General features: G+C 66.8%; 26 protein-coding genes. 18 read left to right on the top strand and 8 right to left on the bottom strand.

The window, feature by feature from the left end:
- The 13 genes from AB0J66_RS33390 to AB0J66_RS33330 form a co-directional block, all read left to right on the top strand.
- Positions 1 to 185, top strand: a 185-nt coding sequence (locus AB0J66_RS33390) for a hypothetical protein (RefSeq protein WP_364669249.1), incomplete at its 5' end; no start/stop codon positions are given.
- A gap of 230 nt (positions 186 to 415) precedes the next feature.
- Entirely contained in the window at positions 416 to 1,288 is an 873-nt protein-coding gene (locus tag AB0J66_RS33385; protein WP_364669246.1) for a class I SAM-dependent methyltransferase, read from the top strand.
- Between the two features lie 116 nt (positions 1,289 to 1,404).
- The gene (locus AB0J66_RS33380; RefSeq protein WP_364669244.1) at positions 1,405 to 2,277 is read left to right on the top strand and encodes a hypothetical protein; all 873 of its coding nucleotides are present in this window, start codon (positions 1,405 to 1,407) and stop codon (positions 2,275 to 2,277) included.
- Complete coding sequence (locus tag AB0J66_RS33375; RefSeq protein WP_364669241.1) at positions 2,274 to 3,458, top strand: serine hydrolase; 1,185 nt, start codon at positions 2,274 to 2,276, stop codon at positions 3,456 to 3,458. Before AB0J66_RS33380 ends, AB0J66_RS33375 begins: the two co-directional genes overlap by 4 nt.
- 86 nt (positions 3,459 to 3,544) lie before the next feature.
- On the top strand, positions 3,545 to 4,648 hold the full coding sequence (locus AB0J66_RS33370; protein WP_364669239.1) for an alpha/beta fold hydrolase: 1,104 nt from the start codon (positions 3,545 to 3,547) through the stop codon (positions 4,646 to 4,648).
- A 145-nt stretch (positions 4,649 to 4,793) separates the two neighbouring features.
- Entirely contained in the window at positions 4,794 to 5,192 is a 399-nt protein-coding gene (locus AB0J66_RS33365; RefSeq protein WP_364669237.1) for a hypothetical protein, read from the top strand.
- A 29-nt stretch (positions 5,193 to 5,221) separates the two neighbouring features.
- The gene (locus tag AB0J66_RS33360; protein ID WP_364669235.1) at positions 5,222 to 6,724 is read left to right on the top strand and encodes a hypothetical protein; all 1,503 of its coding nucleotides are present in this window, start codon (positions 5,222 to 5,224) and stop codon (positions 6,722 to 6,724) included.
- 56 nt (positions 6,725 to 6,780) lie between these two features.
- The gene (locus AB0J66_RS33355; RefSeq protein ID WP_364669232.1) at positions 6,781 to 7,842 is read left to right on the top strand and encodes an erythromycin esterase family protein; all 1,062 of its coding nucleotides are present in this window, start codon (positions 6,781 to 6,783) and stop codon (positions 7,840 to 7,842) included.
- Between the two features lie 27 nt (positions 7,843 to 7,869).
- Positions 7,870 to 9,486: a methyl-accepting chemotaxis protein gene (locus AB0J66_RS33350; RefSeq protein WP_364669230.1), complete on the top strand. Its 1,617-nt coding sequence runs from the start codon at positions 7,870 to 7,872 to the stop codon at positions 9,484 to 9,486.
- A gap of 131 nt (positions 9,487 to 9,617) precedes the next feature.
- Positions 9,618 to 11,207: a cellulase family glycosylhydrolase gene (locus tag AB0J66_RS33345; protein WP_364669227.1), complete on the top strand. Its 1,590-nt coding sequence runs from the start codon at positions 9,618 to 9,620 to the stop codon at positions 11,205 to 11,207.
- Positions 11,208 to 11,386: 179 nt separating this feature from the next.
- Positions 11,387 to 12,133, top strand: a complete 747-nt coding sequence (locus tag AB0J66_RS33340) for a hypothetical protein (protein ID WP_364669224.1) — start codon at positions 11,387 to 11,389, stop codon at positions 12,131 to 12,133.
- A gap of 2 nt (positions 12,134 to 12,135) precedes the next feature.
- The gene (locus AB0J66_RS33335) at positions 12,136 to 12,621 is read left to right on the top strand and encodes a dethiobiotin synthetase (protein WP_364669276.1); all 486 of its coding nucleotides are present in this window, start codon (positions 12,136 to 12,138) and stop codon (positions 12,619 to 12,621) included.
- Between the two features lie 31 nt (positions 12,622 to 12,652).
- Positions 12,653 to 13,534 (top strand): GNAT family N-acetyltransferase, encoded by an 882-nt coding sequence (locus tag AB0J66_RS33330; RefSeq protein WP_364669221.1) that lies wholly within the window; start codon positions 12,653 to 12,655, stop codon positions 13,532 to 13,534.
- Here AB0J66_RS33330 and AB0J66_RS33325 read toward each other — a convergent pair.
- The gene (locus AB0J66_RS33325) at positions 13,516 to 13,896 is read right to left on the bottom strand and encodes a hypothetical protein (protein WP_364669284.1); all 381 of its coding nucleotides are present in this window, start codon (positions 13,894 to 13,896) and stop codon (positions 13,516 to 13,518) included. The genes AB0J66_RS33330 and AB0J66_RS33325 overlap by 19 nt on opposite strands.
- Here AB0J66_RS33325 and AB0J66_RS33320 point away from each other — a divergent pair.
- Positions 13,780 to 14,118: a substrate-binding domain-containing protein gene (locus tag AB0J66_RS33320; protein ID WP_364669273.1), complete on the top strand. Its 339-nt coding sequence runs from the start codon at positions 13,780 to 13,782 to the stop codon at positions 14,116 to 14,118. The two genes, AB0J66_RS33325 and AB0J66_RS33320, sit on opposite strands and share 117 nt — an antisense overlap.
- On the opposite strand, the gene AB0J66_RS33315 is transcribed toward AB0J66_RS33320, so the two are convergent.
- A complete protein-coding gene (locus tag AB0J66_RS33315) occupies positions 14,087 to 15,253 on the bottom strand; it encodes an epoxide hydrolase family protein (RefSeq protein WP_364669218.1) in 1,167 nt (388 codons plus the stop codon). The genes AB0J66_RS33320 and AB0J66_RS33315 overlap by 32 nt on opposite strands.
- 114 nt (positions 15,254 to 15,367) lie before the next feature.
- Between AB0J66_RS33315 and AB0J66_RS33310 the strand changes: the two genes are divergently transcribed.
- Positions 15,368 to 16,138 (top strand): histidine kinase, encoded by a 771-nt coding sequence (locus tag AB0J66_RS33310; protein ID WP_364669215.1) that lies wholly within the window; start codon positions 15,368 to 15,370, stop codon positions 16,136 to 16,138.
- Here the strand turns inward: AB0J66_RS33310 and AB0J66_RS33305 are convergent.
- The 6 genes from AB0J66_RS33305 to AB0J66_RS33280 all read right to left on the bottom strand — a co-directional run bounded on the left by AB0J66_RS33305 (position 16,135) and on the right by AB0J66_RS33280 (position 22,413).
- Complete coding sequence (locus AB0J66_RS33305; protein ID WP_364669213.1) at positions 16,135 to 19,482, bottom strand: type ISP restriction/modification enzyme; 3,348 nt, start codon at positions 19,480 to 19,482, stop codon at positions 16,135 to 16,137. The genes AB0J66_RS33310 and AB0J66_RS33305 overlap by 4 nt on opposite strands.
- Before the next feature lie 303 nt (positions 19,483 to 19,785).
- A complete protein-coding gene (locus tag AB0J66_RS33300) occupies positions 19,786 to 19,920 on the bottom strand; it encodes a GntR family transcriptional regulator (protein ID WP_364669271.1) in 135 nt (44 codons plus the stop codon).
- Entirely contained in the window at positions 19,854 to 20,234 is a 381-nt protein-coding gene (locus AB0J66_RS33295; protein ID WP_364669210.1) for a hypothetical protein, read from the bottom strand. Before AB0J66_RS33295 ends, AB0J66_RS33300 begins: the two co-directional genes overlap by 67 nt.
- A gap of 81 nt (positions 20,235 to 20,315) precedes the next feature.
- Entirely contained in the window at positions 20,316 to 20,825 is a 510-nt protein-coding gene (locus AB0J66_RS33290) for a GNAT family N-acetyltransferase (RefSeq protein ID WP_364669207.1), read from the bottom strand.
- Between the two features lie 71 nt (positions 20,826 to 20,896).
- Positions 20,897 to 21,028 (bottom strand): hypothetical protein, encoded by a 132-nt coding sequence (locus AB0J66_RS33285; protein ID WP_364669204.1) that lies wholly within the window; start codon positions 21,026 to 21,028, stop codon positions 20,897 to 20,899.
- The gene (locus tag AB0J66_RS33280) at positions 21,025 to 22,413 is read right to left on the bottom strand and encodes an OFA family MFS transporter (protein WP_364669268.1); all 1,389 of its coding nucleotides are present in this window, start codon (positions 22,411 to 22,413) and stop codon (positions 21,025 to 21,027) included. Before AB0J66_RS33280 ends, AB0J66_RS33285 begins: the two co-directional genes overlap by 4 nt.
- Positions 22,414 to 22,605: 192 nt before the next feature.
- Between AB0J66_RS33280 and AB0J66_RS33275 the strand changes: the two genes are divergently transcribed.
- From AB0J66_RS33275 to AB0J66_RS33265, 3 genes are read left to right on the top strand one after another with little or no spacing between them, the layout of a single operon-like run.
- Entirely contained in the window at positions 22,606 to 22,995 is a 390-nt protein-coding gene (locus tag AB0J66_RS33275) for a hypothetical protein (RefSeq protein ID WP_364669201.1), read from the top strand.
- Positions 22,989 to 23,216, top strand: coding sequence for a helix-turn-helix transcriptional regulator (locus AB0J66_RS33270; protein ID WP_364669198.1), 228 nt, complete (start codon positions 22,989 to 22,991; stop codon positions 23,214 to 23,216). Before AB0J66_RS33275 ends, AB0J66_RS33270 begins: the two co-directional genes overlap by 7 nt.
- A complete protein-coding gene (locus AB0J66_RS33265) occupies positions 23,213 to 24,142 on the top strand; it encodes an NAD(P)-dependent alcohol dehydrogenase (protein ID WP_364669196.1) in 930 nt (309 codons plus the stop codon). The genes AB0J66_RS33270 and AB0J66_RS33265 overlap by 4 nt, the downstream gene beginning before the upstream one ends.
- The last annotated feature ends 1 nt before the right edge of the window (position 24,143 follow it).

Genomic DNA, 24,143 nt, shown 5'->3' with positions numbered 1-24,143 from the left:
CACCAGACAATCTCTTAACGAGACAGCCGGCCGGGGTATTACTTAATTGGCACTGGCTTATCAAGCACCCTGTTGAGTTCTCAAAGAACAACCGCTACCCGGTCAATCACCCCGGGGCACTCCCAAAACATTACCTGCCGTTTCCCGTTCCACCAAATCCAGGTCAGCAACCCAAATCCGATTGAAGCGGGCACCACAAATCATCGCGAACAAGATCTGTGGTTTCCTCCAGGACGGCCGCTCCGGGCCCCTCGCGGGTCCCGCTCGCTCGCCCGTCTCCCTGGCGGCTCGGAAAACATTACTCCACCCACGGCCGAACGCCAAATCGACCCCCCGTGGCCCGAAGTGGTGGGGTCAAGCAAGGCGAGACGCGGAGGGGGGAGCACCCCACCGCGCAAGGGAGGAGAGTGACCCGATGGCGACCGACAAATGGGCAACCTGGCTCCTGTCCAGGCGCGACGGCGGCTCGGAGGAAGTGCAGGCCCGGCACTCCCCCGACCTCGCTACATACCGCGACGGCGTACTGGACCGAGCCGAACTCCACCCGGACGACACCGTCCTGGACGTCGGCTGCGGCACCGGCCTGATCGCCTTCGGCGCCCTGGCCCGCCTGGGCCCCCACGGCCACGTGATCTTCAGCGACATTTCGCAGGATCTGCTCAACGAGTGCCGCCGCCAGGCCGAAGAAGACCCTCGCTGCTCCTTCGTCCAGTCCGAGATACACGATTTGTCCGCGCTAGACGATCACAGCATCGACGTCATCACCTCAAGATCTGTGCTGATCTACAGCACCCGGAAGGCCGAAGCCTTCGCCGAGTTCCACCGCGTCCTCAAGCCCGGCGGCCGGCTGTCGATCTTCGAGCCGATCAACCGCTTCTCCTCGATCCACCGCCCGGACGACCTCTTCGGCGTCCCGCGCGCCCCCGCGGTGGCGGATCTGATCGCCAAGGTCCGCGCCGGCTTCCGCGACCTGTCGACCGACAGTGCCCTGGTCGACTTCGACGAGCGCGACCTGCTGATTTGGACCCAGGACGCGGGTTTCGGCGCCACCGAGCTCGATTACCGCGCCCAGATCGAGGTTCCCGTCGACCTCTTCACCGACTGGGCCGCGCTCAAGCGGACCGCGCCGAACCCTCTCGCCCCGACCTACGGCGAGGCGATCGAGGCCGCTCTGACGGTCGCCGAGCGGGAGCGGCTCGACGCCGCGATGACCGCTCTGGAGGGCACCCCGGTCCGGCGGACGATCGCCGTCGCGTACATGAGGGCATGGAAAGAACTCAATGCGTAATGACTCAGTTACCCACCGCCACCGTTTCACCATTCGAAATCGGGTAAAGGACTAGCCTCCGAGTACTACGCACGCGCGTACTTGATGGAACGCGAATCCACGACAGAATCAGTTCCATGACGTACGGAAAGAAGGATCTTCCCTACCCATACTGTCTGGATTTTTCGGGAATCGTCACCCGGGTCAAGGGTGTGCGCGAGTCCACCCGGGCCGCTCTGGTGAACTCGCTGAAGGTCGCGTCCTACCTCAAGGCGGGATCGAACCTGGTCGAGCGCAACCTCGGCGCCGGCCCGCGGGTCACGCCCAACGGGGACGGCCGTAAGCAGTACTGGTCAGGGCTGAGCTTTCTGACCGAGCGCGCGCTGTCGCGTGAGGTGGCCGAGCTGGATCCGCCGTTCCTGCGGCAGAAGGGCGCCGGGCCGTACCGCTCGACCTGGGCCAGCCACGACGACTACCTGAACGACCTGCTGACCTTCCTGCTGCACGCGGCGAGCTACGACCCGCAGTACGGCGCCGAGATGGAGACCCGCGGCGACTGGCTGGTCGACGACGTCAGCTTCGTCGACGCGGTCTACCGCTCCGCGTATCAGGAGCTCATGACGATCTGCCGGATGCCGCTGTTCCGGTTGCAGCTGATCATGGCGGCCACGGCCGACCGGAACGACGGCATCCACACGGCCATCGCCAACAACTACCGCGGCGCCCTCGAGCCGTGGATGAAGATCTACGACACCACGATCACCTCGCGCGGCCTGCAGCTGCGCAAGGGGATCACGATCGAGCAGTTCACGAACATCATCGCCGCGATCCTCGAGGGGTTCGCTGTCCGCCACATGGGTGATCCCGGAGCGGGGGTCGTGGAGGAGAACCTGTTGGGGATGGCGATTCTCGGCATCATGAGCAGCTACCTCGAGCCGGCCGATGAACCGTCCGGGCTCACCCTCCGTGAACTGTTCGAGGGCGCATCGGAGAACGGGGAACCGAGATGACGAGCACCACCGAGCCGGCCGCGGCCGCACGAGAACCCTCCTGGTGGGACCGCCAGGGCGATCTGATCATGAGGCGGCCGTTCAACGAGTGGACGTTCACCCACATGAACTGGCTGATGCCGACCGAGCGGGTCGAGCGCGGCGAGTTCCGTTCGCCGCTGCCGGCCGACCCGCACCTGCTCGATCTGACCTACCGTTTCGAGGACGCCGACTACAGCCTGGCCGACCTGCACCGGCGCACCTTCACCACCGCTTTCGTCGTGCTGCACCACGGCGCGATCGTCCACGAGTGCTATCCGGGTGCCTTCGCCGGCCCGCGTACCCGCATGCAATTGTTCTCGATCTCCAAATCGGTCACGTCGCTGCTGCTCGGAATAGCGCTGAACGACGGCCTGATCGGCAGCGTGAAGGATCGGGTCACCGATTACCGGCCCGACTTCACCGGTACGGCCTACGAGGAGAACACGATCGCCGATCTGCTCGACATGAGCAGCGGCGTCGGCGATCTGGAAACGTGGGAAGTGCACGACAGCGGCATCAAGAAATTCGAGCAGGCCGTCATGGGCGGCGGCAATCTCACCGAAGTGGTCCGGGGCGCCCAGCGCCGGGCGCCCGCCGGCGAGAGCTTCAACTACTCCACGTTCGACGCGCAGGTTCTCGGCTGGATCCTCGAGGCCGCAACCGGCAAGACCATTGCGGCGTACGCGTCGGAGCGGCTCTGGCGTCATCTGGGCGCCGACCGCGACGCGTACTACTGGCTCACCCGGGCCCGGCCGCGTACCGCGATCGGCGCCGGCTCGTTCAACGCGACCGCGCGCGACATGGCTCGCCTCGGCCAGCTGATGGTCGACGACGGCCTCGCCAACGGCCGCCAGGTCGTGCCCCGCGACTGGGTGCGCCGCAGCCGCGGCAGCCACCAGCCGCAGCTCGCGGTGGGTTCGCTGGGCCCTTCCGGTTACGACCACTACGGGTACGCCAACCAGTGGTGGACCCTGGGCACCGAGTGCTTCCAGGCTTTCGCCGCCCTCGGCGTGCACGGGCAGTACCTCTACGTCGACCCGACGGCCGACGTGGTCATCGTGAAATGCAGCGCCTGGCCCACCCAGGACGACGAGAGCCGCGACCGCGAGACCATCGCCGCCCTGCGCCGCGTCGCCGACCATTTCGCGATAACACGCTAGCAATTCCCCTTTAGTCTTCCGGGCCGCAGCCCCTTGCGGCCCGGGTCTCGTCCTGCCTTTTTGTCGAATCCCGAAAGGATCGATCGGTGCACCCTGCCCTGAGACGGATCGCCATCGCGGCCGTTGCCCTTCTCACCGTTTCCTTCGTCTCCGCGCCCGCCCAGGGCGCCGTCCTGTTGGCCGGAACCGTCATCACCAACACCAATGCCACCCTTCCGGCCGAGCTCTCCCCCTTGGCGACCGGAAAGAAGATCTCCTACCTCACGACCAATGTGAACGGCACGATCATCACGGCCACCGGCCTGGTTCTCACCCCCAAGACCGGCAAGAACAACAAGATCGTCGCCTGGGGCCACGGCACCACCGGCCTGGCCGACCAGTGCGCCCCCTCGGCCAGCCAGTCCGTCTTCTGGCCCGAGGCCCGCGCCGCCATCGCCGAGCTGCTGCGGCGCGGCTGGACGGTGACGGCGCCCGACTACCCCGGACTCGGCACGCCGACCGCACATCCGTACCTCATCGGCAACAGCGAAGCCCGCTCCCTGATCGACAGCGTGAAAGCGGCGCGCAAGATCGATGCCGCCCTGACCACCCAGTACGTGGTGGACGGGCACTCGCAGGGCGGTCAGGGCGCGCTGTTCGTCAACCAGATCGCCAACTCGTACGACAGCCCGCTCGTGCTCAAGGGCACCGCGGCCATCGCCCCGGTCTCCAACGCCGACCTGTTCGCCCCGGTCATCCCCGGCACGGCGGCCCAGGGCTACCTGGTCATGGGTCTCTACGGACTGCAGGCGGTCGACTCCAGCGTCAACCCGAACACCCTGCTCGCCGCGCCGGCCAAGGCCAAGACGTCCGTCCTGCAGAGCGGCTGCCTCTATCAGATCCTCGACGCCTTCGCCCCGCTCACCGCGAACGAGCTGCTGGTCGGCGGGGCCCTGCCGGACGCGGTCGTCACCAAGCTGGCCCACTACCTCAACCCCGGCCAGAGCGCCACGAGCGCCCCGGTCCTGCTCGTGCAGGGCACGGCCGACGAGGCTGTGCCGTACGTCTTCACCGCCGGCCCGTTGAACACCCAGCTCAGCGCCTACAGCCAGCCGGTCACCTACACCGAGCTCGACGGCGCCACCCACGACGGCGCCGTCTTCCAGAGCACCACCCTGGTCGCCGACTGGATCGCGGCCCGCTTCGCCTGACGCTCCACCCGCCCACCCCACCATGGCGGCGTCCCGGGTGCTCGACCCCCTCACCCGGGACGCCGCCACCCCGCCCCCGACAGGCACAGCGAACGGTCTGTCCGACAGTTGTCGTTAGGATGTCGCCGATCGACAAGGGGTGATCATGTCCGCAGTGGAGATCGTCGCGGCAGCGCTGGCGGCCGGGGCCGGCGCCGGGTTGAAGGACACGGCTTCGGCGGCGGTGGCGGATGCCTACGCCGAGTTGAAGCGGATGCTGCGGCCATGGGTGCGTGGCGAGGCGCGCCAGGCGCTCGAGACCGACGAGACCGAGCCCGGCGTCTGGGAGGCCCGGATCGGCGAGGAGCTGACCGCCTCCGGTGCCGCCGACGATGAAGAGGTCCTTGCGCTGGCGCGAAGGCTGCTCGCGGCGGCCGACCCGGAGAAGGCGAAGAGCTTCAGCATCAACGTAGGCACCAACCACGGGGCGGTCGGCGAGTTCAACGCGCCGGTCACCTTCAACCAGGGGCAGCCGCTCCCCCCAGCCGGGCCGGCAGCGGACTAGGGTCACCCGCTTCCGGCAAGCACGACCCGATGCCGCCCGTCAACTATGGCGTCAACGCGCACTCGATCGAGTCGCTCACCGTCCACGGCGGCCACCACGCGGGCGCGGATGTCCACGCTCGATATATCGCGAGGGATCTGGTCGGCGTCACTGTGTTCCGTGATATCGCCACCCGACTGTGCAACCTCAGGCCCCGCACCGCTGCCGAGGTTCTGGCCGAACTGGCCGAACTCGACGGGAGGAAGGCAGTGGCGGCCGTGCCCTACCTCAACGACGAGGTGGCGAATGCCGCCCGGGCAGCCGGCGTTCTCGTGCCTGCCTTCGCGGCTTCGGCGGCGATCCATGAGTGCTGGAAGCGGCACAAGCTCATGCTGGGAGAGGAGACCGGTCCGCTCGAGACCGCCCCGGCGCCCGAGCAGCGCCACGGCGCCGACTCCGGTTTTCGTACCAAGTACGACCACGGCGTCGTCTATTGGTCCCCGGCGACCGGCGCCCAGCCCATGTGGTGGGGCATCGCCGAGTATCACGAGCGTCAGGGCGGCACGGCCGGCCGGCTCGGTTTTCCCCTCACGGCCGAGATCACCGCTGTCGAGCCGCCGAACGTCGTACAACGCTTCCAGGACAAGCAGGACTACGGCAGCGAAGTGGTCCAGAAGCTGGGTCTTCTCCACGGCGCGAGCGTCTATTGGTCCCCCGCCTCCGGGTGGCACAGCACCTGGGGCGGCGTAGGTGAACACTATGAGCTCCTGGGCGGCCCCGAGAACCGATTGGGCTTCCCGGTCGAGGACGAGACACCGGCCGGCCCGTCGCCGCAGGGAACCACCGGGTGGCAGCAGCGCTTCCAGGGCGGCCTGATCCTGTGGACGGAAGAGACCGGTGGCATCGCCGTCTTCTCGGCCAAGGTTCACGAGCCGGAGTCGACGCCCAGCATAGCCCGCTACTACACCAGCTCGGACGGACCGGCCGGCCCGTTGGGCTTTCCCGTCGGACCGCGCCACGACGCGGCGAAGTCGCGGAAAGGGACGCGGGGGACCCTTCAACGGTTTGAGGGCCGCTGGTCCTACGGTGAGGACATCACCGGCGGCTGGGGCGGCGAAGTCGGCGGGGCTACCGTCTATCGCGCCTGGCGAGAAGGCGCCGAGCCACACGCCGTGAGCGGCGGCATCGGCGAGTTCCATGAGCGCGCGGGCGGGACCGGCGGCTGGCTCGGCTTCCCGCTCACCGACGAACTCCACACGGACCTCGACCAGATGGCCTGCCAGCTCTTCGAGGGTGGCGCCGTCTTCTGGACGAGCCACACCAACACGATCGCGGTCAGCGGCAGCTTCGACCGGCCCGACCAGCTCGACGAACTGGTCGGCCTGCTCGGGTTCCCGCTCCGCGACGAAGAATCGTTCGACCGTGGCCGCCTGCAATTCTTCGAGTTCGGAATCCGCACTGTCGTTGATGACGTCGCGCGTTGCTGGGTCGCCCCGGAGGGAGAGCCGGAGGAGGACGAAGAACCCGAAGAAGAGGAAGGGCCGGAACACTAGGTCTGCCACACCGTCCGGAGCGAGGCCGGTCAATCGCCAACGTTAGGCTCGGGCCGGTGAACATCTCCCTGTCGGCGGTGGGCGACGCCGAGATCGTCGCGCTTGGTGAGTCGGCCCATCACGTCCGCGAGTACGACCTGGTTCGGCATCAGCTGCTGCACTATCTGGTCGAGGAGAAGGGCTTCACGGCGCTGGTGATGGAGTCCGGGTTCAGTGAGGGGCTGGCCCTGACCGGCTGGGACGGGCAGGGCGCGTTTCCCGAGGGCGCGATGACCTACCGTTTCGGCCGCAATTCCGAGATGCAGCATCTGCTGTCCTGGGCCCGCCGTAACGGGGTCGCCTACTACGGCCTGGATCTGCCGGGTGACCTCGCTTCGATGACGCCGGCCCTCGATCATCTGGACAAGATCGAGGACACTGCGGCCGTACGCCGGCACGCGGACACTTTCGCCGGGGCGTACACGATGCCGGCGCTGGCCGCCTACCGGGCGATGCCGCGGGCCGACCGGGACGGGCTCACGGTCGCCCTGGCCGAGTTGAGCGCCCGGTTCGCCGTGAAGCACCGCGACGCGGCCGAGGCGCGCCATGAGCTGCGCCTGCTCGTGCTGTTCGACCAGATGCTCCGGGCCCAGGCGGCCGGCGACTTCTTGCTGAACATGCGGGACGCCGCGATGGCGGAGACGATCGGGTGGGTACGCGGTCAAGGGCACCGCAAGATCGTCGTGGCGGCCGCCAACACGCACATCCAGCGGGTCTTCCCCGGTCTCGACACGCTCGGCAGTCATCTGGCGGCCGAGTTCGGCGACGCGTACGTGGCCGTGGGCCTGACCGCGTACGGCGGTGTCACCCCGACCCGCCGGCCCGCTCCGGACGCCCCCGCCGGCGCGGAGACCATCGCGGTCCCGCTGGAGCCGCCCGTGCCCGGCAGTGTCGAGGACTTCCTCGGCCCGCAGCCCACGATCGCCGACCTGCGCCCGTTGCGGGGCCGGAACGGACCGGACCGGATCCGGCTGCTCGACTCCTACCTCGAAGTGCCCGTCGCCGACGCGTTCGACCTGGTAGTGAGCCTGCCGGAGATCAGCCCGACCTCGGAAGGAGTCTGGAACGGCGGCCGCTGAGCGCCACAAAAAGGGATAATTTGGGTCGTGAGCGTCCTTCGGCGGGTGCGCGTGACGACCCGGCTGGTCATCGGTTTCCTGCTGCTCTCGCTGTGCGTGGTGGCGGTGGGGGCGGCGGCGTTGTGGTCGGCCCATGGCACCCGGGTCACGGCCACCGAGCTGACCCGGACCCAGGCCCAGCTCGACGCGGCCCAGCAGCTGAAATTCCGGGTCACCGACGTCAGCGGCTGGCAGGCCGGGTACGCGTTCGACATCGTCCGCGGCGCGAAGGACGCCACCGACGACGATGCCACGACCCGCTCGGCGTACCTCTCGGCCATGAAGAGTTTCCACCAGGAGCTCGACACGATGGCCGCGCTGGCCCAGACCCCGGCCGAGCAGGCCGACGTCGCGAAGATCCGCAACGGCCTGGCCCAGTTCGAGGACATGGACGACCGGATCATCGCGGCCTACCGGGCCGGCACCCCGGCCCGGACCGAGCTCGCCAACGACCTCGTGGTCGGCCAGGGCCTGGAGATCTACGCGGTGATCCGCAGCGGGTCGGACAGCCTGCTGGCCAGCGCCCGCGAGACCGAGGCGGCCGCGCTCAGCCGGGCCCGGGACACGGCGACCACCACGCGGCGGGTCGCCACCGTGGTCGGCATCGGGATGCTGTTCATCTCGGTCGCGCTGGCCGTCGCCCTCGGCCTCTCGATCATCCGGCCGCTGACCGCGCTCGGCGACCGGCTGGCCGACATCGCCGAGGGCGAGGGCGACCTGACCCGGCGGCTGGAGACCAGCGGACACGACGAGTTCACCCGGGCCGGTCGCGAGTTCAACACCTTCGTCGGCAAGATCGCCGCGACCGTACGGGAGATCGGCGCCTCCGCGGCGACGGTCGCCCACGCCAGCGAGACGCTGACCAAATCCGCGATCCAGATCCTGGTCGACGCGAAGAAGACCTCCCGGCAATCGGGGGAGGTGGTGCTCGCCGCGGACGAGGTGCTGGGCACTGTCCGTACCGTCGAGGCCGGAACCGCGAAGATGAGCGACGCCCTCCAGCGGGTCTCCGCGGACGCCGCGGAAGCGGCGGACGTCTGTGCGCAGAGCGTGCGGGCGGCCCGGGCCACCCACGAGCTCATCGACCGGCTCGGTGCATCGAGCCGGCAGATCGGCGACGTCGTCCAGGCCATCACGGCCATCGCCCAGCAGACCAACCTGCTCGCCCTCAACGCCACCATCGAGGCGGCCCGGGCCGGCGAGTCCGGCAAGGGCTTCGCGGTCGTGGCGGGCGAGGTCAAGGACCTGGCGCAGGAGGCCGAGAGCGCCACCGACAACATCACGACGATGGTGCAGAGCATCCAGCAGGACACCGCCGCCGCGGCGGCCGCCGTGGGCGAGATCGTCGACATCACCGGCCGCTTCGGCGACTTCCAGGCCGCCGTCGCGGCGGCCGTCGAGCAGCAGACCGCGGCCACCGACGAGATGTGCCGCGACATCGCCGCCTCCAGCGCCAGCTCGGCCGACATCGCGGGCGCCATCACCGCCATCTCGTCGAGCGCCACCAGCACCAGCGACGGCGTCCTGGACATCAAGGCGGCCACCCAGGAGCTGTCCGGCCTCAGCAACGGCCTGCGGGTGCTGGTGGGCCAGTTCCGGGTTTGATTCGGCGGTTCCTCTTGACCGGTTAAGCATCGAAGCGTTTCGATGGGCGGGTCACGGCGACAACCGCCGCCGGGCGCGCACCGGAGACACCGCCGGCTCCGCGCGCCCGGGACCGCACGAGAGGACCCCCGATGAGCACGACAGTAAGGCGGGCCGGGCTCGCCCTGCTCGCCGCCGGCCTGGCCTTCGCCGGCGCCGTGTACGGCGTGACGCGGCCCGCCTCGGCCGACGTCACCGCCCAGCTGACCGCCTCCCAGCTGGTCACCGACATGGGCGCCGGCTGGAACCTGGGCAACCAGCTCGAGGCCAGCAACAACGGCGTCCCCAGCGAGACGGCGTGGGGCAACCCGGTCGTCACACAGGCCCTCATCGACCGGGTGAAGGCGTCCGGCTTCAAGACGATCCGCATCCCGGTCTCCTACCTGGGCAAGATCGGGGCCGGCCCGGACTACCCGATCGACACGGCCTGGCTGAACCGGATCACCGAGGTGGTCGACTACGCGTACAGCCAGGGTCTCTATGTCGTGATCAACATGCACGGCGACGGTTACAAATCCGTGGCCGGCTCCTGGCTGATCTGCGACGCCGCCGACCAGACGACGATCAAGGCGAAGTACCAGAAGGCCTGGCAGCAGATCGCGGCGAAGTTCCGGAGCTACAACGACCACCTCATCCTCGAGTCCATGAACGAGGAGTTCGACGGGCAGTACGGCAACCCGACCTCACCCTGCTACTCGAACATCAACGCGTACAACCAGCTGTTCGTGGACACCGTCCGCCAGACCGGCGGCACCAACGCCTCACGCTGGCTGCTCGTCCCCGGCTGGAACACGAACATCGAATACACCACCGGCAATTACGGCTTCGTGCTGCCGACCGACAAATACCGGTCGACCTCGATCCCGAGCACCGAGCAGCGGCTCATGATCTCCGTGCACTACTACGACCCCTGGGACTTCACCGGCCAGGAGGACGGCAACATCACCCAATGGGGAGCGGCCGCGACGAATGCCGCCAAGAAGTCGACCTGGGGCCAGGAGGACTACCTGGACACTCAGCTGAAGAAGACGTACGACGCCTTCGTCACGCGCGGCTACCCGGTGTTCGTCGGCGAGTACGGCTCGATCGACAAGACCAACTTCGACTCGGCCAACAACACCTACCGGGCCGACTACGCCCGCGCCGTGGTGGCCACCGCCAAGAAGTACGGCGCCGCCACCGCCTACTGGGACAACGGCTACAACGGGCAGTACGGCTTCGGGCTGTTCAACCGCAGCGCGAACACGGTGACCCAGCCCGGCATCCTCAACGCCATCATCAGCGCCGCCGGCGGCACCCCTCCGACGACGCCTCCGGCCACCACCCCGCCGGCCACCACCCCGCCGGCCACCACCCCGCCGCCCGCCTCTGGCGCGTGCCGCGTGACCAGCGCGGTCAGCGCGTGGAACACCGGCCTGACCAACACGGTCACCATCGCCAACACGGGCACCACCGCCATCAACGGCTGGAAGCTGACCTTCACCCTGGCCGCCGGCCAGACGATCGTCTCCGGCTGGAGCGCCACCTACACCCCGTCCAGCGGCACGGTCACCGCGACCAACGCCGGCTACAACGGCTCCATCCCGCCCGGCGGCTCGACCAGCATCGGCTACCAGGCCAACCACACCGGCAACACCGCCGCCCCCACCGCCGTGAAACTCAACGGCGCCACCTGCAGCTGACCTCTCCGACGGGCCGGCGCCACCCACCGGCGCGGCCCGTCGGGCAGGATGCCGGGCGTCCAGATGGGCTGGCCGGCATCCTCTCCGCCGTCTTCCTCCTTTCATTGGGGCTCGGGGGAAGCGATCCCGTCGAGGAACCCGGCCCGTTCGATTTACGGGACGGCGTTCTGGCACTGGGCGTGGCGATCCTGCCCGGCCTGATCGCGACGCTGATCGCGTTCTTCGTCGCCAGCCGGGTGGAAAGCCTCGGGCTGTCCGCGTCAGACAAGATCGCGGCCAGCGTGGAGCAGCGGCTGATGAGCAGCGTCGTGCTGCCGCAGTACGAGAACCGCATGCAGATCGCGCGCACCGACCTGGCCGCGCTGTCGGAGCCGGACGCCAGTGGATACCTGGCTCAGGCGCACACACTCAAGATGATGTTCCTGTACGAACGGTTCTGGGGCGATGTCTACGGCCGGCGGCTGCGTGACTGGCTGGAGCGGGACGACGAGGCGCGGATTTTCATCTATCTCCCGCAGACTACGACGGCGTTGATGACGGCCTTGAGCGCGCGGCATGGCACCGACGTTCCCGGCTTCACCGGCCGGGTCCGGGACGTCCCGCGCAAGCTTGACGAAGCGCTGGGCGCGGGGCCGGGACGCCCGGACTTGCGCCACCGGGTGCGTTACGGCGTCGTTCCGGCGCCGGGGCCCTCCTATTCGGGATATGTCTTCGACTCACGCAAATACGATTCTCACGGGCGGCGGCTCGCCGGCGATCTCCACGTGCCGGTCACGGTGCGCGTCATAGCGCGGATGTACGCGACCAGCAATATGGGCAGTCACAGTGAGCTGCCCACATTCTTCGCAGCGGACGGCCCGTTTGCCGATTTCGTCCGCCGGGATGTCGACGCCATTCACGACCGCCAGGCCGGGTCCTTGACGTGAGCATGCAGATCGCTGTCATCGGCCCTAACACGGAAGCGTCCGATCAAGATCTGGCGGACGCCGCTTACATAGGCCGTGAGATCGCCCGGCGCGGGGCGGTGCTGCTGACCGGAGGGCTGGGTGGGGTCATGCGAGCGGCCACCGACGGGGCCGTGGGAGTCGGCGGGACGGCCGTCAGTCTCGCCCCCGGCGCCCATCATCAGAACTCGCTCGAGCAGAACCCGGGAGCCACGGTTGTCATCCCGACGGGGATCGGCCAGATGCGTAATGTGCTCCTCGTACGGTCGGCTCACGCCGTCATCAGCGTCGGCTGCAACTGGGGAACGCTCACCGAGATCGGTCTCGCCCCGCGGGACGGCAAGCCGACGGTGTGTTTGCGGCCCTGGCCGATCGACACCGGCGCAGTACGGGCTCGGCGTCCCACCACTGTCACGACCGCCGAGGCGGCGGTCGAAGCGGCCTTCCGCGAACTGGCCAGCGGCGCCTGAGCGGAGCCGCGGGATGGTGCACAATCACGCCGTGGCGGATGAGGATCTGAGGCTGATGCAGGGGGCCGTTCAACGTGATTGGACGCTGGACAGTCACTGGCATGTGGGGGATCTGGCGTGGCAGCGGCCGGCGTTCGCGGATCGCACGGTGGAGATGTGGCGGGACGCGAGTGGTGAGGTCGTGGCGTGGGCGTGGCTGACGCCGCCGGGGAGTCTTGAGCTGCATGCGCCGGCGGCGCTGGTACCGGCGGTTCTGCGCTGGTTCGATCAGACGGCGGGTGCGCTTGAGCGGACGGTGAGCGCCATGGACACCGACGCCGCCTTGATCGGCGAGCTGCGGAGCCTCGGCTATCGCGAGGTCGACGGGCCGTACTTCCGGCACTGCGTCCGTGAGCTGGACGGCGACCTGCCGGAGCCGATCCTGCCCGACGGTTACCGGGTGCGGGCGATCCGGGCCGAGGAGACAGCCGAGCGGGCCGCGGTGCATCGGGCCGCGTGGCGGCCGAAGTGGCTCGGGCAGCTGCAGGTGCCGCCGGTGGATCTCGGGGACGGTGAGTCGGGCATGACGGCCGAGCGCTATCGGATGATCTCGGACACCTGGCCCTACCGGCGCGATCTCGATCTGGTGGTGGAGGCGCCCGGCGGGAGCCTGGTGGCGTCCGCGCTCGGCTGGTACGACGACGCCAACCGGGTGGCCCTGCTCGAGCCGGTCGGCACCGATCCCGAGCATGCCCGGCGGGGGCTCGGCGCTGCCGTGAGCCTGGCCTGTCTGCGGGCGATGCGGGAGGCCGGCGCGACCCTCGCCGTGGTGTGCCCTCGGGGTGATGCGGCCTACCCGGTGCCGCGGGAGCTGTACCACCGCATCGGTTTTCGCGACGCCGGGCGCACCGTCACTTATCGCCGGGCCGCGTAGGCGTCGAGGCCGATCTGGACGACCCGTGTCAGGCCGGGGCGGTCGATCGCCCGCAACGGGTCCGCGGAGGCGAGGCCGAGGGCGACGATGCGGTGCGCGGCCCGGGTGTCGCGGGCGGGCAGGGACGACCAGGCCAGCGACTCGTGCGTGAGCAGGGCGTAGGCGACGCGGCGGCCGGCTGAGCGCAGGGCCTGAGGAACGAAGCCGTGCGCGGTCAGATGCCAGGCCAGCCCGCCGGGGCAGCGATAGACGGTCACGGTCTGGTCGTACGCCTCGGTGTCCGCCGCGGCGGCAGCCAGGGCGGACTCCTCGTCGCGGTAGCGTTTCTTGCCGCACGAGCAGTTGTAACGCCGGCCCGCCATGGTCCCAACCTACCCGCGGCACGTAGAGCACGCTGCGCGGGCTCGGACGAGATCGCCCGCGGCGTGCTCGACGTGCTGCACCAGGAGGGCTACGACGTCCCGTCCCAGGTGGCCGTGATCGGCTTCGACAACTGGAACATCCTGGCCGGCAGCGCGGGCTCCGGCACCGAGACCATCCCGGCCCGGTTGATCACCCGAGAGTCGACGGCGCCGCTGTTCTGAACGCTGCCCGCAACTCCGCCGCGAACAGCTCCGGCTCCTCCCAGGCCGCGAAGTGGCCGCCGCGCTCGGCCGCGCCGTAGTAGTTGAGCGTCGGGTAGGCCTTCTCGGCCCAGCTCCGCGGCGTCCGCCAGATCTCACCGGGGAACGCGCTGAACCCGACCGGAACTCGCGGATCCGGCAAGGGCTGCGCGCCCGCGCCGGGCGCGTCCGGTCCGTACGCCTCCCAGTACGAGCGGGCCGCGGACGCGCCGGTGCCGGTCAGCCAGTACGCGGTGATGTTGTCGAGGATGTGGTCGCGGGTGAGGTTGCCCGACGGCTCCCCGTCGACGAACGCCCGCGCGATCTTGTAGTACGCGTCGGTGTCGTGATCGATCATCCAGGCGGCCAGGGCGACCGGCGAGTCGAGCAGGGCGTAACCGATGGTCTGGGGCCGGGTCGCCATCTCCACGAAGTAGCCGTTGCCGCTGGTCTGGAACGTCTTGATCGCGGCCAGGGCCGCCTTTTCCTCGTCCGTGCTGTTCGGCAGCGCGGCCGGGTCGTTGAGCGCCGGCACGAGCAGGTTGGTGTGGATGCCGATCAGCCCGTCCGGGCCGATCCGCCCCATCGCGTCGGTGACACCCGCGCCGACGTCGCCGCCCTGAGCCACGTACCGGGTGTAGCCCAGCCGCCGCATCAGTTCCGCCCAAGCCCGGGCCGTGCGGGCCAGATCCCAGCCCACCTCGGCCGGCTCAGCGGAGAAGCCGTACCCGGGCAGCGACGGCAGCACGAGGTGGAACGAGCCGGTCAGTGGCCCGACCGCGTCGAGCATCTCGATCACCGAACCGGGCCAGCCATGCGTCATGATCAGCGGCAACGCGTGCTCGTTCTCTGACCGGACGTGCACGAAGTGGATGTCGACCCCGTCGATCTCGGTGACGAACTGCGGCAGCGCGTTCAGCCGCGCCTCCACCCGCCCGCCGTCGTACTCGGTCGCCCAGTACTGCCGCAAAGCCTGCAACGTGGCCAGCTGCACCCCCTGCGACCGGTCCCCGACGATCTCCCGCGTCGGCCAGCGCGTAGCGGCCAGACGCCGCTGTAGATCATCGAGCGCGTCTTTGGAAACCTGCACAGTGAACGGCCGGATCTGCTCGGACATTGCCACTCCCCCAACGGTGCCTTCAGGACACCTCCCAGCCTTGTCACGCCGGCCCTGGCCCGCGCCCGTGAAACACCCTGGTCCTCACGTCACCAGGGCTGTCATCCAGGGCCCGTGAGCATCGAGGCCGAGCTGCGTGAGGAGTTCGACCGCGGGGAGCGCCGGGAGATCACGGTCTTCAACGCCCTGCCGTACGTCCTGCTCGCCGTCAGCGCTGTGCTCACGCTCTTGCCGCCGAGCCGGAGCATTCCGGTGGCCGCCCTGGTCACTGCGGCCGCGCTCTGGCTGCTGTTCTTCCACACCCGGCATCCGGAATGGCACGAGAACCGGCCGCTGATGGGCCTGTACTACGCCGGCCTGATGGCGCTGACCGCCGGCCTGGTGGCGATCGCCCCGTTCTTTGCCTTCTTCACCTTCACCGGCTACCCCCAAGCGTTCGTCTATCTGCGGGGCCGCTGGCGTTACGCCGGCGTCGCCGCCACGGCCACGATCTCGTCGGCGGCCTACCTGGGGCGGCGCGGCCGGCCTCCTGGCCGGCGGCTGGTGGCAGTGGCTGGCCATCAGCGTCCTGAGCATCGTGCTGGCGAGTGCGCTCTTCTACTTCAGCGAGCTCACCGACGTGCGCAACCAGAGGCAGAACGGGTGCTGGCCGAGCTGCACCGGGCCAACCTTCAGCTGGCGGCGGCGCTGGCCGAGAACGCCGGCCTGCACGCGCGGCTGCTGGCGCACGCCCGCGAGGCCGGGGTGGTCGAAGAGCGGCAGCGCATTGCGCGCGACATCCATGACACCCTGGCCCAAGGGCTGGCCGGCATCGTGACCCAGCTACAGGCGGCCGAGCCCACCATGGCCGCGTTGCCGGTCCCCCACCGGCACGTGACGAACTAGATGAGGGTCCCTTGCCCGCCATCCGTTCCGCCAACGCGAGGAGCGCGACCTCGCTCCGGCCGCGTGGGGAAAATCTGGGCACTGGCCAAATCACTGTCTGTTATCTGCTGGCTTCCACAGATGGCATTGAGCAAAGTGGCTTGAGCTAGTTCCAACTCAACCACTCGAGTGAGGACGTTAATGAGCTCGAGCAGGCGTGTGGTACTCGTCGAACTCCATTCTCGGGTGTGCACTGAATCGAGTGGCGTTGATCGTTTCCCGGCCGGTTCTTTCTTTCTATATCCGAACCACTTCTTAATTACTTGCATGCTGCCAACCTTGTACTCCCAGACCGCAGGAAGCACAGGACGTATCTCGCCGTCACCAATTCTGATCAATTGCTGGCCAAAATCGTACTCAATATCTCGAGGCATGCCCATTTCGTCGTCCGGTATAGCGCGCACAACACGGGGACGATCCTTGGGCGGCAGGATGAGCGATTGCGATCCAGAATATTCTGCCGCATATCGCTCGCCGAAAGTGTGCAGCCACAACACCTCGCGCCCTATCCTCTTGGCAGAATCCCACAATTCAGGGTCATAGCTGAGCGGTACCCGAACGCCACCGCCGGAAGATAACGATCTTGAGAACTTTTCGGTGTAACCGCCATGGCAAACAGTGCCGGCGATATACGCAAGTAGGTCGTGCTCGTTAATGGACAAGCCGAGTGCTCTTGACAGAAACTCAATTAAGCGAGGCGCGAAATTTGGATCCGTTCCCGCGGAGTCTCTGTACAAAGGAATGGCCCTACCTGCACCGCTCCCTCTGTAGTGATGGATATCGGGAACATGCGCGGTAAAAGTAATCGGCGGACCATTCGTCGGCGGTTCCGAATGGAGCTCAGTCAAATAGACCTGCTTATTGGAACGGACGGCCCAAAGAGGAGGACGCGAACGAGCCATCAAGCGATTGTCTGGGATGATCCATTGACGGTCGAATGACCGAAAGCCGTACACGACGGGCTCAAGGTGTCGCCCATTTTCTGAAGCGATGGAGCGACGACTGGCTGAAACTCCCGGGAGGGGATCAGCTATCGCGTCGATGCCTAGTTGAGGACTCTCCCCGAACAACTCTCGTCTGCGATCTGTTGCACTGCCCATGAGAATTTCCCACCGGTCAGAAAGCACATCTTTATCTGGGGCGTGAATCCACGTATGGCCCGTCGTGACGCCGCGTGATGACCAAGGCATAGTGTTTTTCAAAGCGGGAAACTGCGTCCATTGATCATCGAATTTTGGTGCGAACGGCGCTTGCCATTCTTCTGCACATTCCTGCCAACCGCCGGTTTCCAGCCCTAAATTAGATAAACGATCAAACTTTGTATGCAAATCACCTTCTACAGCTAGGTAGTGCACCTTGGCCGACGAAAGTACGTCTGGCTTACCGCGACGGACAAATATTCCGATGCAGAGGGGTTGTTGTACACCACGAAATACGCGTGTGTTCGCGGGAGGACGATGCCCTTCGGGCGACAGATCGATAATCCATCCTTCGTTTGCGTTTCTACGAAGATACTCCCGCATTCCAGCGAATCCTGGACCACTTGTGTACCGTGAGGTCGTGATAAAGGCAACAACACCTGAAGGCGCATCGGGGTGTGCATCAAAGACTTTCCAGGTGGCCCAACGCCAGAAGTAGATCCCGAGGCTTGACAGGACTGATTCGTAACGGCCGTTGCCTTCAGCGCGAAACTGCTCCAGCAAAGATGGTTGCATAGCAGCTGAATCGCCACTTTCCACCCAACCGCCCAAACCGCCGGCTTTGTCGCCGTACGGCGGGTTGCCAATTACGACCATAACAGGTTCATCGCGCTTCATGCGATTTGCGGCTCGAAGTGATTTAGCAATGGGTTCATAGCCAGCCGGGAGCCGTGTTTCCTTGACGTATGGGTTCGCTAGAGTGTCGGCCGCGTATAGCCGAAGTCCTCGTGCCGAGACACCGCCTTCCTCTTTCAACGCCGCATGCATGCGCCATTCGGCAACGGCGAACGGACCGATTTGCTTTTCCAGTCCGATCAATCGCTTTGTCAAGGATTTCAACTGTGCCGGTACCGCTCCGACTCCTTCCTCTTCTTCGATAGTTTTTGCCACGTGTTTAACAACTTCAGTCAGAAATGTCCCAGTCCCCATCGCCGGGTCGACTACTACGACATCCGGAGAGGCGAAGCCGCGGTCTCTATCGAAATTGCTTTTAAGTATATTGTCTACAAACCCAACCATAAATGAGACGATCTGAGGCGGGGTGTAGTAAGAGCCGGTCTTTTGGCGTAGTTTCGAATCATACATTGTTAAGAACGGTTCGTAGAGACGGTAGTAGGCCTGCCCCGTCCCGTCGTCGATTTTCCGCCAGTCAACTGCGCTAATCACGCGAACCAACGTGTCTACCGCAACGTCGAATTTTCCGACAAATTCATCAGTGAGTACTCCCAAAGCTTTACCCATCAGGGCACGACGGTGGCCCAGCAGGCGTGCTATCTCCGAAATATTGCGGTTATTAAAATCAATCCCCTCGACTCGAGCGAGCAGTAGAGCAAAGGTTACGGTCTGCGCATAACCGTCCGCGAAAGATTCGTCCGAAGAATCGGGGAAAAGGATGTTTCGCCAATCCTCGGCCAGAAGGCTGAACAACCTGGTTCGTTCGCCGGCTTTCTCAGACTTTAGCGCCTCACGAACCTCGTCCCGCAATAGCTGACACAGTCCGGCGATTGACCTAACCAACTGATCCAGGGTTCGGGGAGCGCTTGGTTCCCACAATACAAAATTGTGAATGATCCGTCCTACGTCCGAAAAATCGAACGAACGAAGAATCGGACTCTTGCCTCGCGATATCTGAGGGAGACGCCCAATGTCACCGACACGCGCTCCAGTTCGATAGAGTGCCCATTCGTAGCCGTCTGTATAGAGCACATTTGGCAAGATTTTCAATCGTTGCCACTGGCGTCCGTCATGGCTTCGTGGCGACCATTGTGTTGGATCGGCCCCTTTTCCTGGCCTTTTCAGCTCTACGTAGCCGGCCAAACTGCCCGCAACTTTTAGGGCGAAATCGGGTTTCACGCCGAATTCTGGGAGATGAGATTGACCGTAAATTACCAGGTCCAGGCCAAGCGACGTCACGACGCTCTTGAACACCTGCTCGATGGGGCCGGAGAGCTGAGCTTCCGGCTCTCCGGTACCGTCAAGGCGGGGCTTTATTTCGCGAATGAAGTCAGCAAGTGCGGCATTGAGCGCCTCGCGGTAGCGGAAGGTCCCCGCTCCATCAGGCACTCGTGAATAAGGGATTACCGCATCAGAATCGCTGCTTGGCACGGCATCACCATCCCAATCATGGACGTGATTGACCGTGATATTACAGGCGACGCTGTGCGACGTAAAGACATACTGTAATGATGCGTAAACTTAGGGTGATGGTGAGGATTTGTGATGATTCGATAGGTTCCTCGCCGGGCAGTCACCAATGTGGATCAGGGCGTCAAAGTTGTATCGCCCGGCCTTCGCCCAGCAGAAATAGTTGACGGCCAGCACGTAGCCTGGCCCCCCGCCTACGCCGCCAAGCAAGCTTCGCTGCGATGTCTGGCCACCAGCCTCTAAGTAGATGGCAGCCGGGCAGGGTCAGCCCGGATTCACGAAGGAGCCCCGCTGAGGGACGGTGTAGACCGAGCCACGTTCGCGTAGCAGGTTTACCGCCCATCGTGCTGTTGTTCTGGCCACGCCCCACTCGGCATGCATGTCGTTTTCGGTGGGGATGCGGTCGTGGGGCTGGAGCCGGCCGGCTCTGATGTCGTCTTCGATGTGACCCGGTCACGGGCCGGGCGCGGGTCGAGCAGCAGCTGTGAGCGCACCCAGCCGGTGAGGTCACGATGCCCCTGCTCGCCCGGCACGCCCCGGGTCTCGGCATGGTGCGCCAGCCGCGCCTGCAGCACGGTGGCGGCCTGTTCCAGCCGGTACGCCGCGCGCAGGCAGGCAACAATCTCGTCGTCGGCCAAGGGCCACAACGGCGCGGCGGCAAGCTTCGCCGCGCCGTCACAAAGTTGCTCTACCTCCATCAGCACGTCGCCCATCTTCGAACATGCGTACGACATGATCCGGGCCTGCAAAGGTCGACATCCACCATCTGCACATCGGCAGCAAACACCTGGTGATCACCTGTACGCCTGCCACCCCTCGGGACCGAATCGATACCGAACCTCGACCAGCGGGAAACCCCGCGAGTCGTCGGTCTTGGTGGCGCCGTCGAGACGCCAGCCGCCTCGCTCGTAGAAGCGCCGGGCGCGCTGATTGGTCTCCAGCGCCCACAGGATCACCTGCTCGAAGCCGGCCTCATGCAGGCGTCGCAGGCCCGCACGCATCAGCAGCCGGCCGGCGCCCCGGTCCCAGTGGCCCGGCGACACGTAGATCGCCTGCACCTCGCCGATCAGGCGCGGGTCGGTGTCGGCGTCCCGGCTCGGGGACACGCTGATGAAGCCGGCGACACCGTGATCGTCGTCCTCGAGAACGAGAGTGCCCGTCGGATTGTCCTGGATCCGCCGGCGCCAGCCGTCTCGTCGCGTCGACGGATCCATCCGGTCGAGGTGGTCCTGCGGGACCAGCCCGCGGTACGCCGTCTGCCAGGTCCGCACGTGAACCTCGGCCAGCGCCTCCGCGTCGTCCATGGTTGCCGCTCTGACAAGCATGACAGTTCCGCTCCCCGGGCCGCCCTCAGCAGCGGCCCGGGGATACGGCTCTACTCGAAGAGCTTGGCCGCGGTGATGACGGTCTGGACGATGCCGTAACCCAGCAGCACCGCCACCAGGAGCCAGGACACGACCAGGCGGACGGTGCTGGTCGTCGTGGTGGTGCTGTTCTCGGTGGTCATGCGGCGGCCTCCTTCGCCGGGGCAGCGGTGGGCTCGTGGTAGGTCGACGGAACCGGCCTGATGAGCAGGTTGGCGATGAAGCCGACGGCCAGCACACCCACCATGGTGAGCAGCGCGGGCTGGTAGGCCGACGACGTCAGCGTGCCCGGCTTGCCCTGCTGGTCGAGGAAACCGTTGACGATCAGCGGACCGGCCACCCCGGCGGCCGACCAGGCGGTCAGCAGGCGGCCGTGGATGGCGCCGACCTGGTAGGTGCCGAAAAGATCCCGGAGGTACGCCGGCACGGTCGCGAAGCCGCCCCCGTAGAAGGAGAGGATCACGCCGGCCAGCAGCACGAACAGGGCCGTGGCGACATCGCCGACCAGGGCCAGCAGCAGGTACAGAGCCATGCCGACGCCCAGGTAGATCATGTAGATGGGCTTGCGGCCGATCAGGTCGGACGTGGTCGACCAGGCGAAACGCCCGGCCATGTTGAACAGCGACAGCACACCGACGAAGCCGCCGGCGGCGGCGACGCTGACCGTGGAGACGCCGTCCGACCGGAAGAAGTCCTGGATCATCGGGCTGGCCTGCTCGAGGATGCCGATGCCGGCCGTCACGTTGCAGAACAACACCACCCACAAAAGCCAGAAGGCCTTGGTACGGATCGCGTTCGCGGCCGAGACGTTGGCGGTGGTGACCAGCGGCTTCTCGCGTACGGAGGCCGGATCCCAGCCCGCCGGCTTCCACCCGTCGGCCGGCACCCGGATGTTGGCCACGCCGAACATCATGATCAGGAAGTAGCCGATGCCGAGGGTCAGGAAGAGCAGCACCAGGGCCCGGCCCGACGCGACCGAGGTGGCCACGTTCGAGTCGTAGCCGGAGTCGTACAGCGACAGCAGCTGCCGGGAGGCCGGGCTGGCGATGAGCGCGCCACCGCCGAAGCCCATGATAGCGAGGCCGGTGGCCAGGCCGGGACGGTCCGGGAACCATTTGATCAGCGTGGACACCGGCGAGATGTAGCCGATGCCGAGCCCGATGCCGCCGAGGAAGCCGTACCCGACGTAGACCAGCCACAGCTGGCTGGTCGCTATGCCGAGCGCGCTGACCAGGAAGCCGGCCGCCCAGAAGCAAGCCGACACGAACATGGCCTTGCGCGGGCCGTTCGCCTCCACCCAGGTGCCGCCGACCGCCGCGGACAGGCCGAGCATGACGATCGCGATGCTGAAGATGACGCCGATCGCCGTCTGGCTGGCATCGAAGTGCGCGATGAACGAGTTCTTGTAGACGCTGGTCGCATAGACCTGACCGATGCACAGATGCACCGACAGCGCAGCCGGCGGGATCAGCCACCGGCTGTACCCGGCCGGCGCCACCGTGTGCTGGCGGTCGAGCGCGGTGAGCAGGGACAACGGTACCGCCTCCAACCCGAGGGAGATTGAGATCGATCCTCACCTCAATCGTTTGCCGCGGCAACCCGGGAGCGAGATCAATTCCCGTTGATGCGGTGGCGCGGCACCGAACCGTCAGCTGAGATCACGCTGAGAATCATGTCAAAGATCTTTGACCTGAAGTCTGGGATCTTTTACATTCGAGACATGCCTCTTGAAGAGAGACGGGCCTGGAGTCTCGCGGTGACGAGCCTGCTCGGGTATGCGGTCTACCTGGTGCTGCTGGCCGCCGGGCTCGGCTATGGGCCGGCGCTGCTCTGGACCGTGGGTGGGGCGATCGTCGTCAACATCGTGGTGGGCATGTTCTTCGGGAAGGACCGGCGGACCGATCAGCGGGACCGGGAGATCGGGCGCTTCGGCGACCACATCGGACAGTCGCTGGTGGTCGCCGGGGCCGTGTCGGCGATGCTGCTGGCGCTGGCCGAGGCTCGCTACTTCTGGATAGCGAACGTCATCTACCTGTCGTTCGTGCTGTCGGCCGTGCTGGGCTCGACGGCGAAGATTTTCGCGTACCGCCGTGGGTTTCACCCGTGGTGAAGCCGACCCGCATCACCAATGCGATCCGGTCGCTGCGTTTCGCGCACGGTGAGATGACGCAGGCGCAGCTGGCCGACCGGATCGGCGTCACCCGGCAGACCGTCATCGCCATCGAGCAGGGGCGCTATTCGCCGTCGCTGGAGGTGGCTTTTCAGATCGCCCGCGTCTTCGGCGTGGGTCTCGACGACGTGTTCCAGTACCCGGAAGGTGAGCCACCATGAGAGCCATCGTTCAGGACGTGTACGGAGACGCCGACGTGCTCCGCCTCGGCGAGGTGGCGCGACCGGAGCCCGGGCCGAAGGACGTGCTCGTGGATGTGCGGGCGGCCGGCGTCGATCGCGGCGCCTGGCATGCCATGACCGGCCTGCCGCTGGTCGCCCGCCTCGGATTCGGTCTCCGGAAGCCGCGCCACCGTACGATCGGCATGGATCTGGCCGGCCGGGTCGCCGCGGTCGGCGGGGAGGTCACCGAGTTCCGGGCCGGCGACGAAGTGTTCGGGTCGGGCCGCGCCGCCTGGGCGGAATTCGCCACGGCGCGGCCGGGCCGGCTGGTCAAGAAACCCGCCCACCTCACGTTCGAGCAGGCCGCCAGCATGCCCACCTCGGGGGCGACCGCCCGCCTGATGCTGGCCGAGGGCCGCGGCGAGGTCCTGGTCATCGGGGCCGGGGGCGGGGTCGGCGCGTTCGCCGTCGTGCTCGCGCACGCCCGCGGCGACCGGGTCACTGCGGCGACAAGCACAAGCAAGACCGAGGCGGTACGCGGGTTCGGCGCCGACACGGTGCTCGACTACACGAAAGAGCCGTTGCGCGGCCGCTACGACCTGGTCGTGGATCTCGGCGGGAACCGGCCGCTGGCCGAGCTCCGCACCCTGCTCAAACCGCGCGGCACGCTCGCGATCGCCGGCGGCGAGGACGGCGGCCGTTTCCTCGGCGGCCTCGAGCGCAACCTCACCTTGTTCGCCGTCTCCCCGTTCACGAAGCAGACGCTGCGCGCCCCGATCGCGCTGACCCGCCGGGCCGACCTCGAAGCGCTGAGCGAACTCACCAACCCGCCGCTGGAGCGGGCCTACCCGCTCGACGAGGCCCCGGCCGCGATGCGCCGCCTCGCCCAGGGCCGGGTGACCGGCAAACTCGTCCTGACGACATGAT

Origin of the sequence: Actinoplanes sp. NPDC049598 (assembly GCF_040675435.1) — a bacterium.
In the GTDB taxonomy this organism is placed as follows: domain Bacteria; phylum Actinomycetota; class Actinomycetes; order Mycobacteriales; family Micromonosporaceae; genus Actinoplanes.
This window is presented reverse-complemented; position numbering and strand designations above follow the sequence as displayed.

Coding starts and splice junctions, on each gene's coding strand:
- AB0J66_RS33385 (WP_364669246.1), top strand. CDS start 416: ATGGCGACCGACAAATGGGCAACCTGGCTCCTGTCCAGGCGCGACGGC.
- AB0J66_RS33380 (WP_364669244.1), top strand. CDS start 1,405: ATGACGTACGGAAAGAAGGATCTTCCCTACCCATACTGTCTGGATTTT.
- AB0J66_RS33375 (WP_364669241.1), top strand. CDS start 2,274: ATGACGAGCACCACCGAGCCGGCCGCGGCCGCACGAGAACCCTCCTGG.
- AB0J66_RS33365 (WP_364669237.1), top strand. CDS start 4,794: ATGTCCGCAGTGGAGATCGTCGCGGCAGCGCTGGCGGCCGGGGCCGGC.
- AB0J66_RS33360 (WP_364669235.1), top strand. CDS start 5,222: ATGCCGCCCGTCAACTATGGCGTCAACGCGCACTCGATCGAGTCGCTC.
- AB0J66_RS33345 (WP_364669227.1), top strand. CDS start 9,618: ATGAGCACGACAGTAAGGCGGGCCGGGCTCGCCCTGCTCGCCGCCGGC.
- AB0J66_RS33335 (WP_364669276.1), top strand. CDS start 12,136: ATGCAGATCGCTGTCATCGGCCCTAACACGGAAGCGTCCGATCAAGAT.
- AB0J66_RS33325 (WP_364669284.1), bottom strand. CDS start 13,896: ATGGCGGGCCGGCGTTACAACTGCTCGTGCGGCAAGAAACGCTACCGC.
- AB0J66_RS33315 (WP_364669218.1), bottom strand. CDS start 15,253: ATGTCCGAGCAGATCCGGCCGTTCACTGTGCAGGTTTCCAAAGACGCG.
- AB0J66_RS33295 (WP_364669210.1), bottom strand. CDS start 20,234: ATGGGCGACGTGCTGATGGAGGTAGAGCAACTTTGTGACGGCGCGGCG.
- AB0J66_RS33290 (WP_364669207.1), bottom strand. CDS start 20,825: ATGGACGACGCGGAGGCGCTGGCCGAGGTTCACGTGCGGACCTGGCAG.
- AB0J66_RS33285 (WP_364669204.1), bottom strand. CDS start 21,028: ATGACCACCGAGAACAGCACCACCACGACGACCAGCACCGTCCGCCTG.
- AB0J66_RS33275 (WP_364669201.1), top strand. CDS start 22,606: ATGCCTCTTGAAGAGAGACGGGCCTGGAGTCTCGCGGTGACGAGCCTG.
- AB0J66_RS33265 (WP_364669196.1), top strand. CDS start 23,213: ATGAGAGCCATCGTTCAGGACGTGTACGGAGACGCCGACGTGCTCCGC.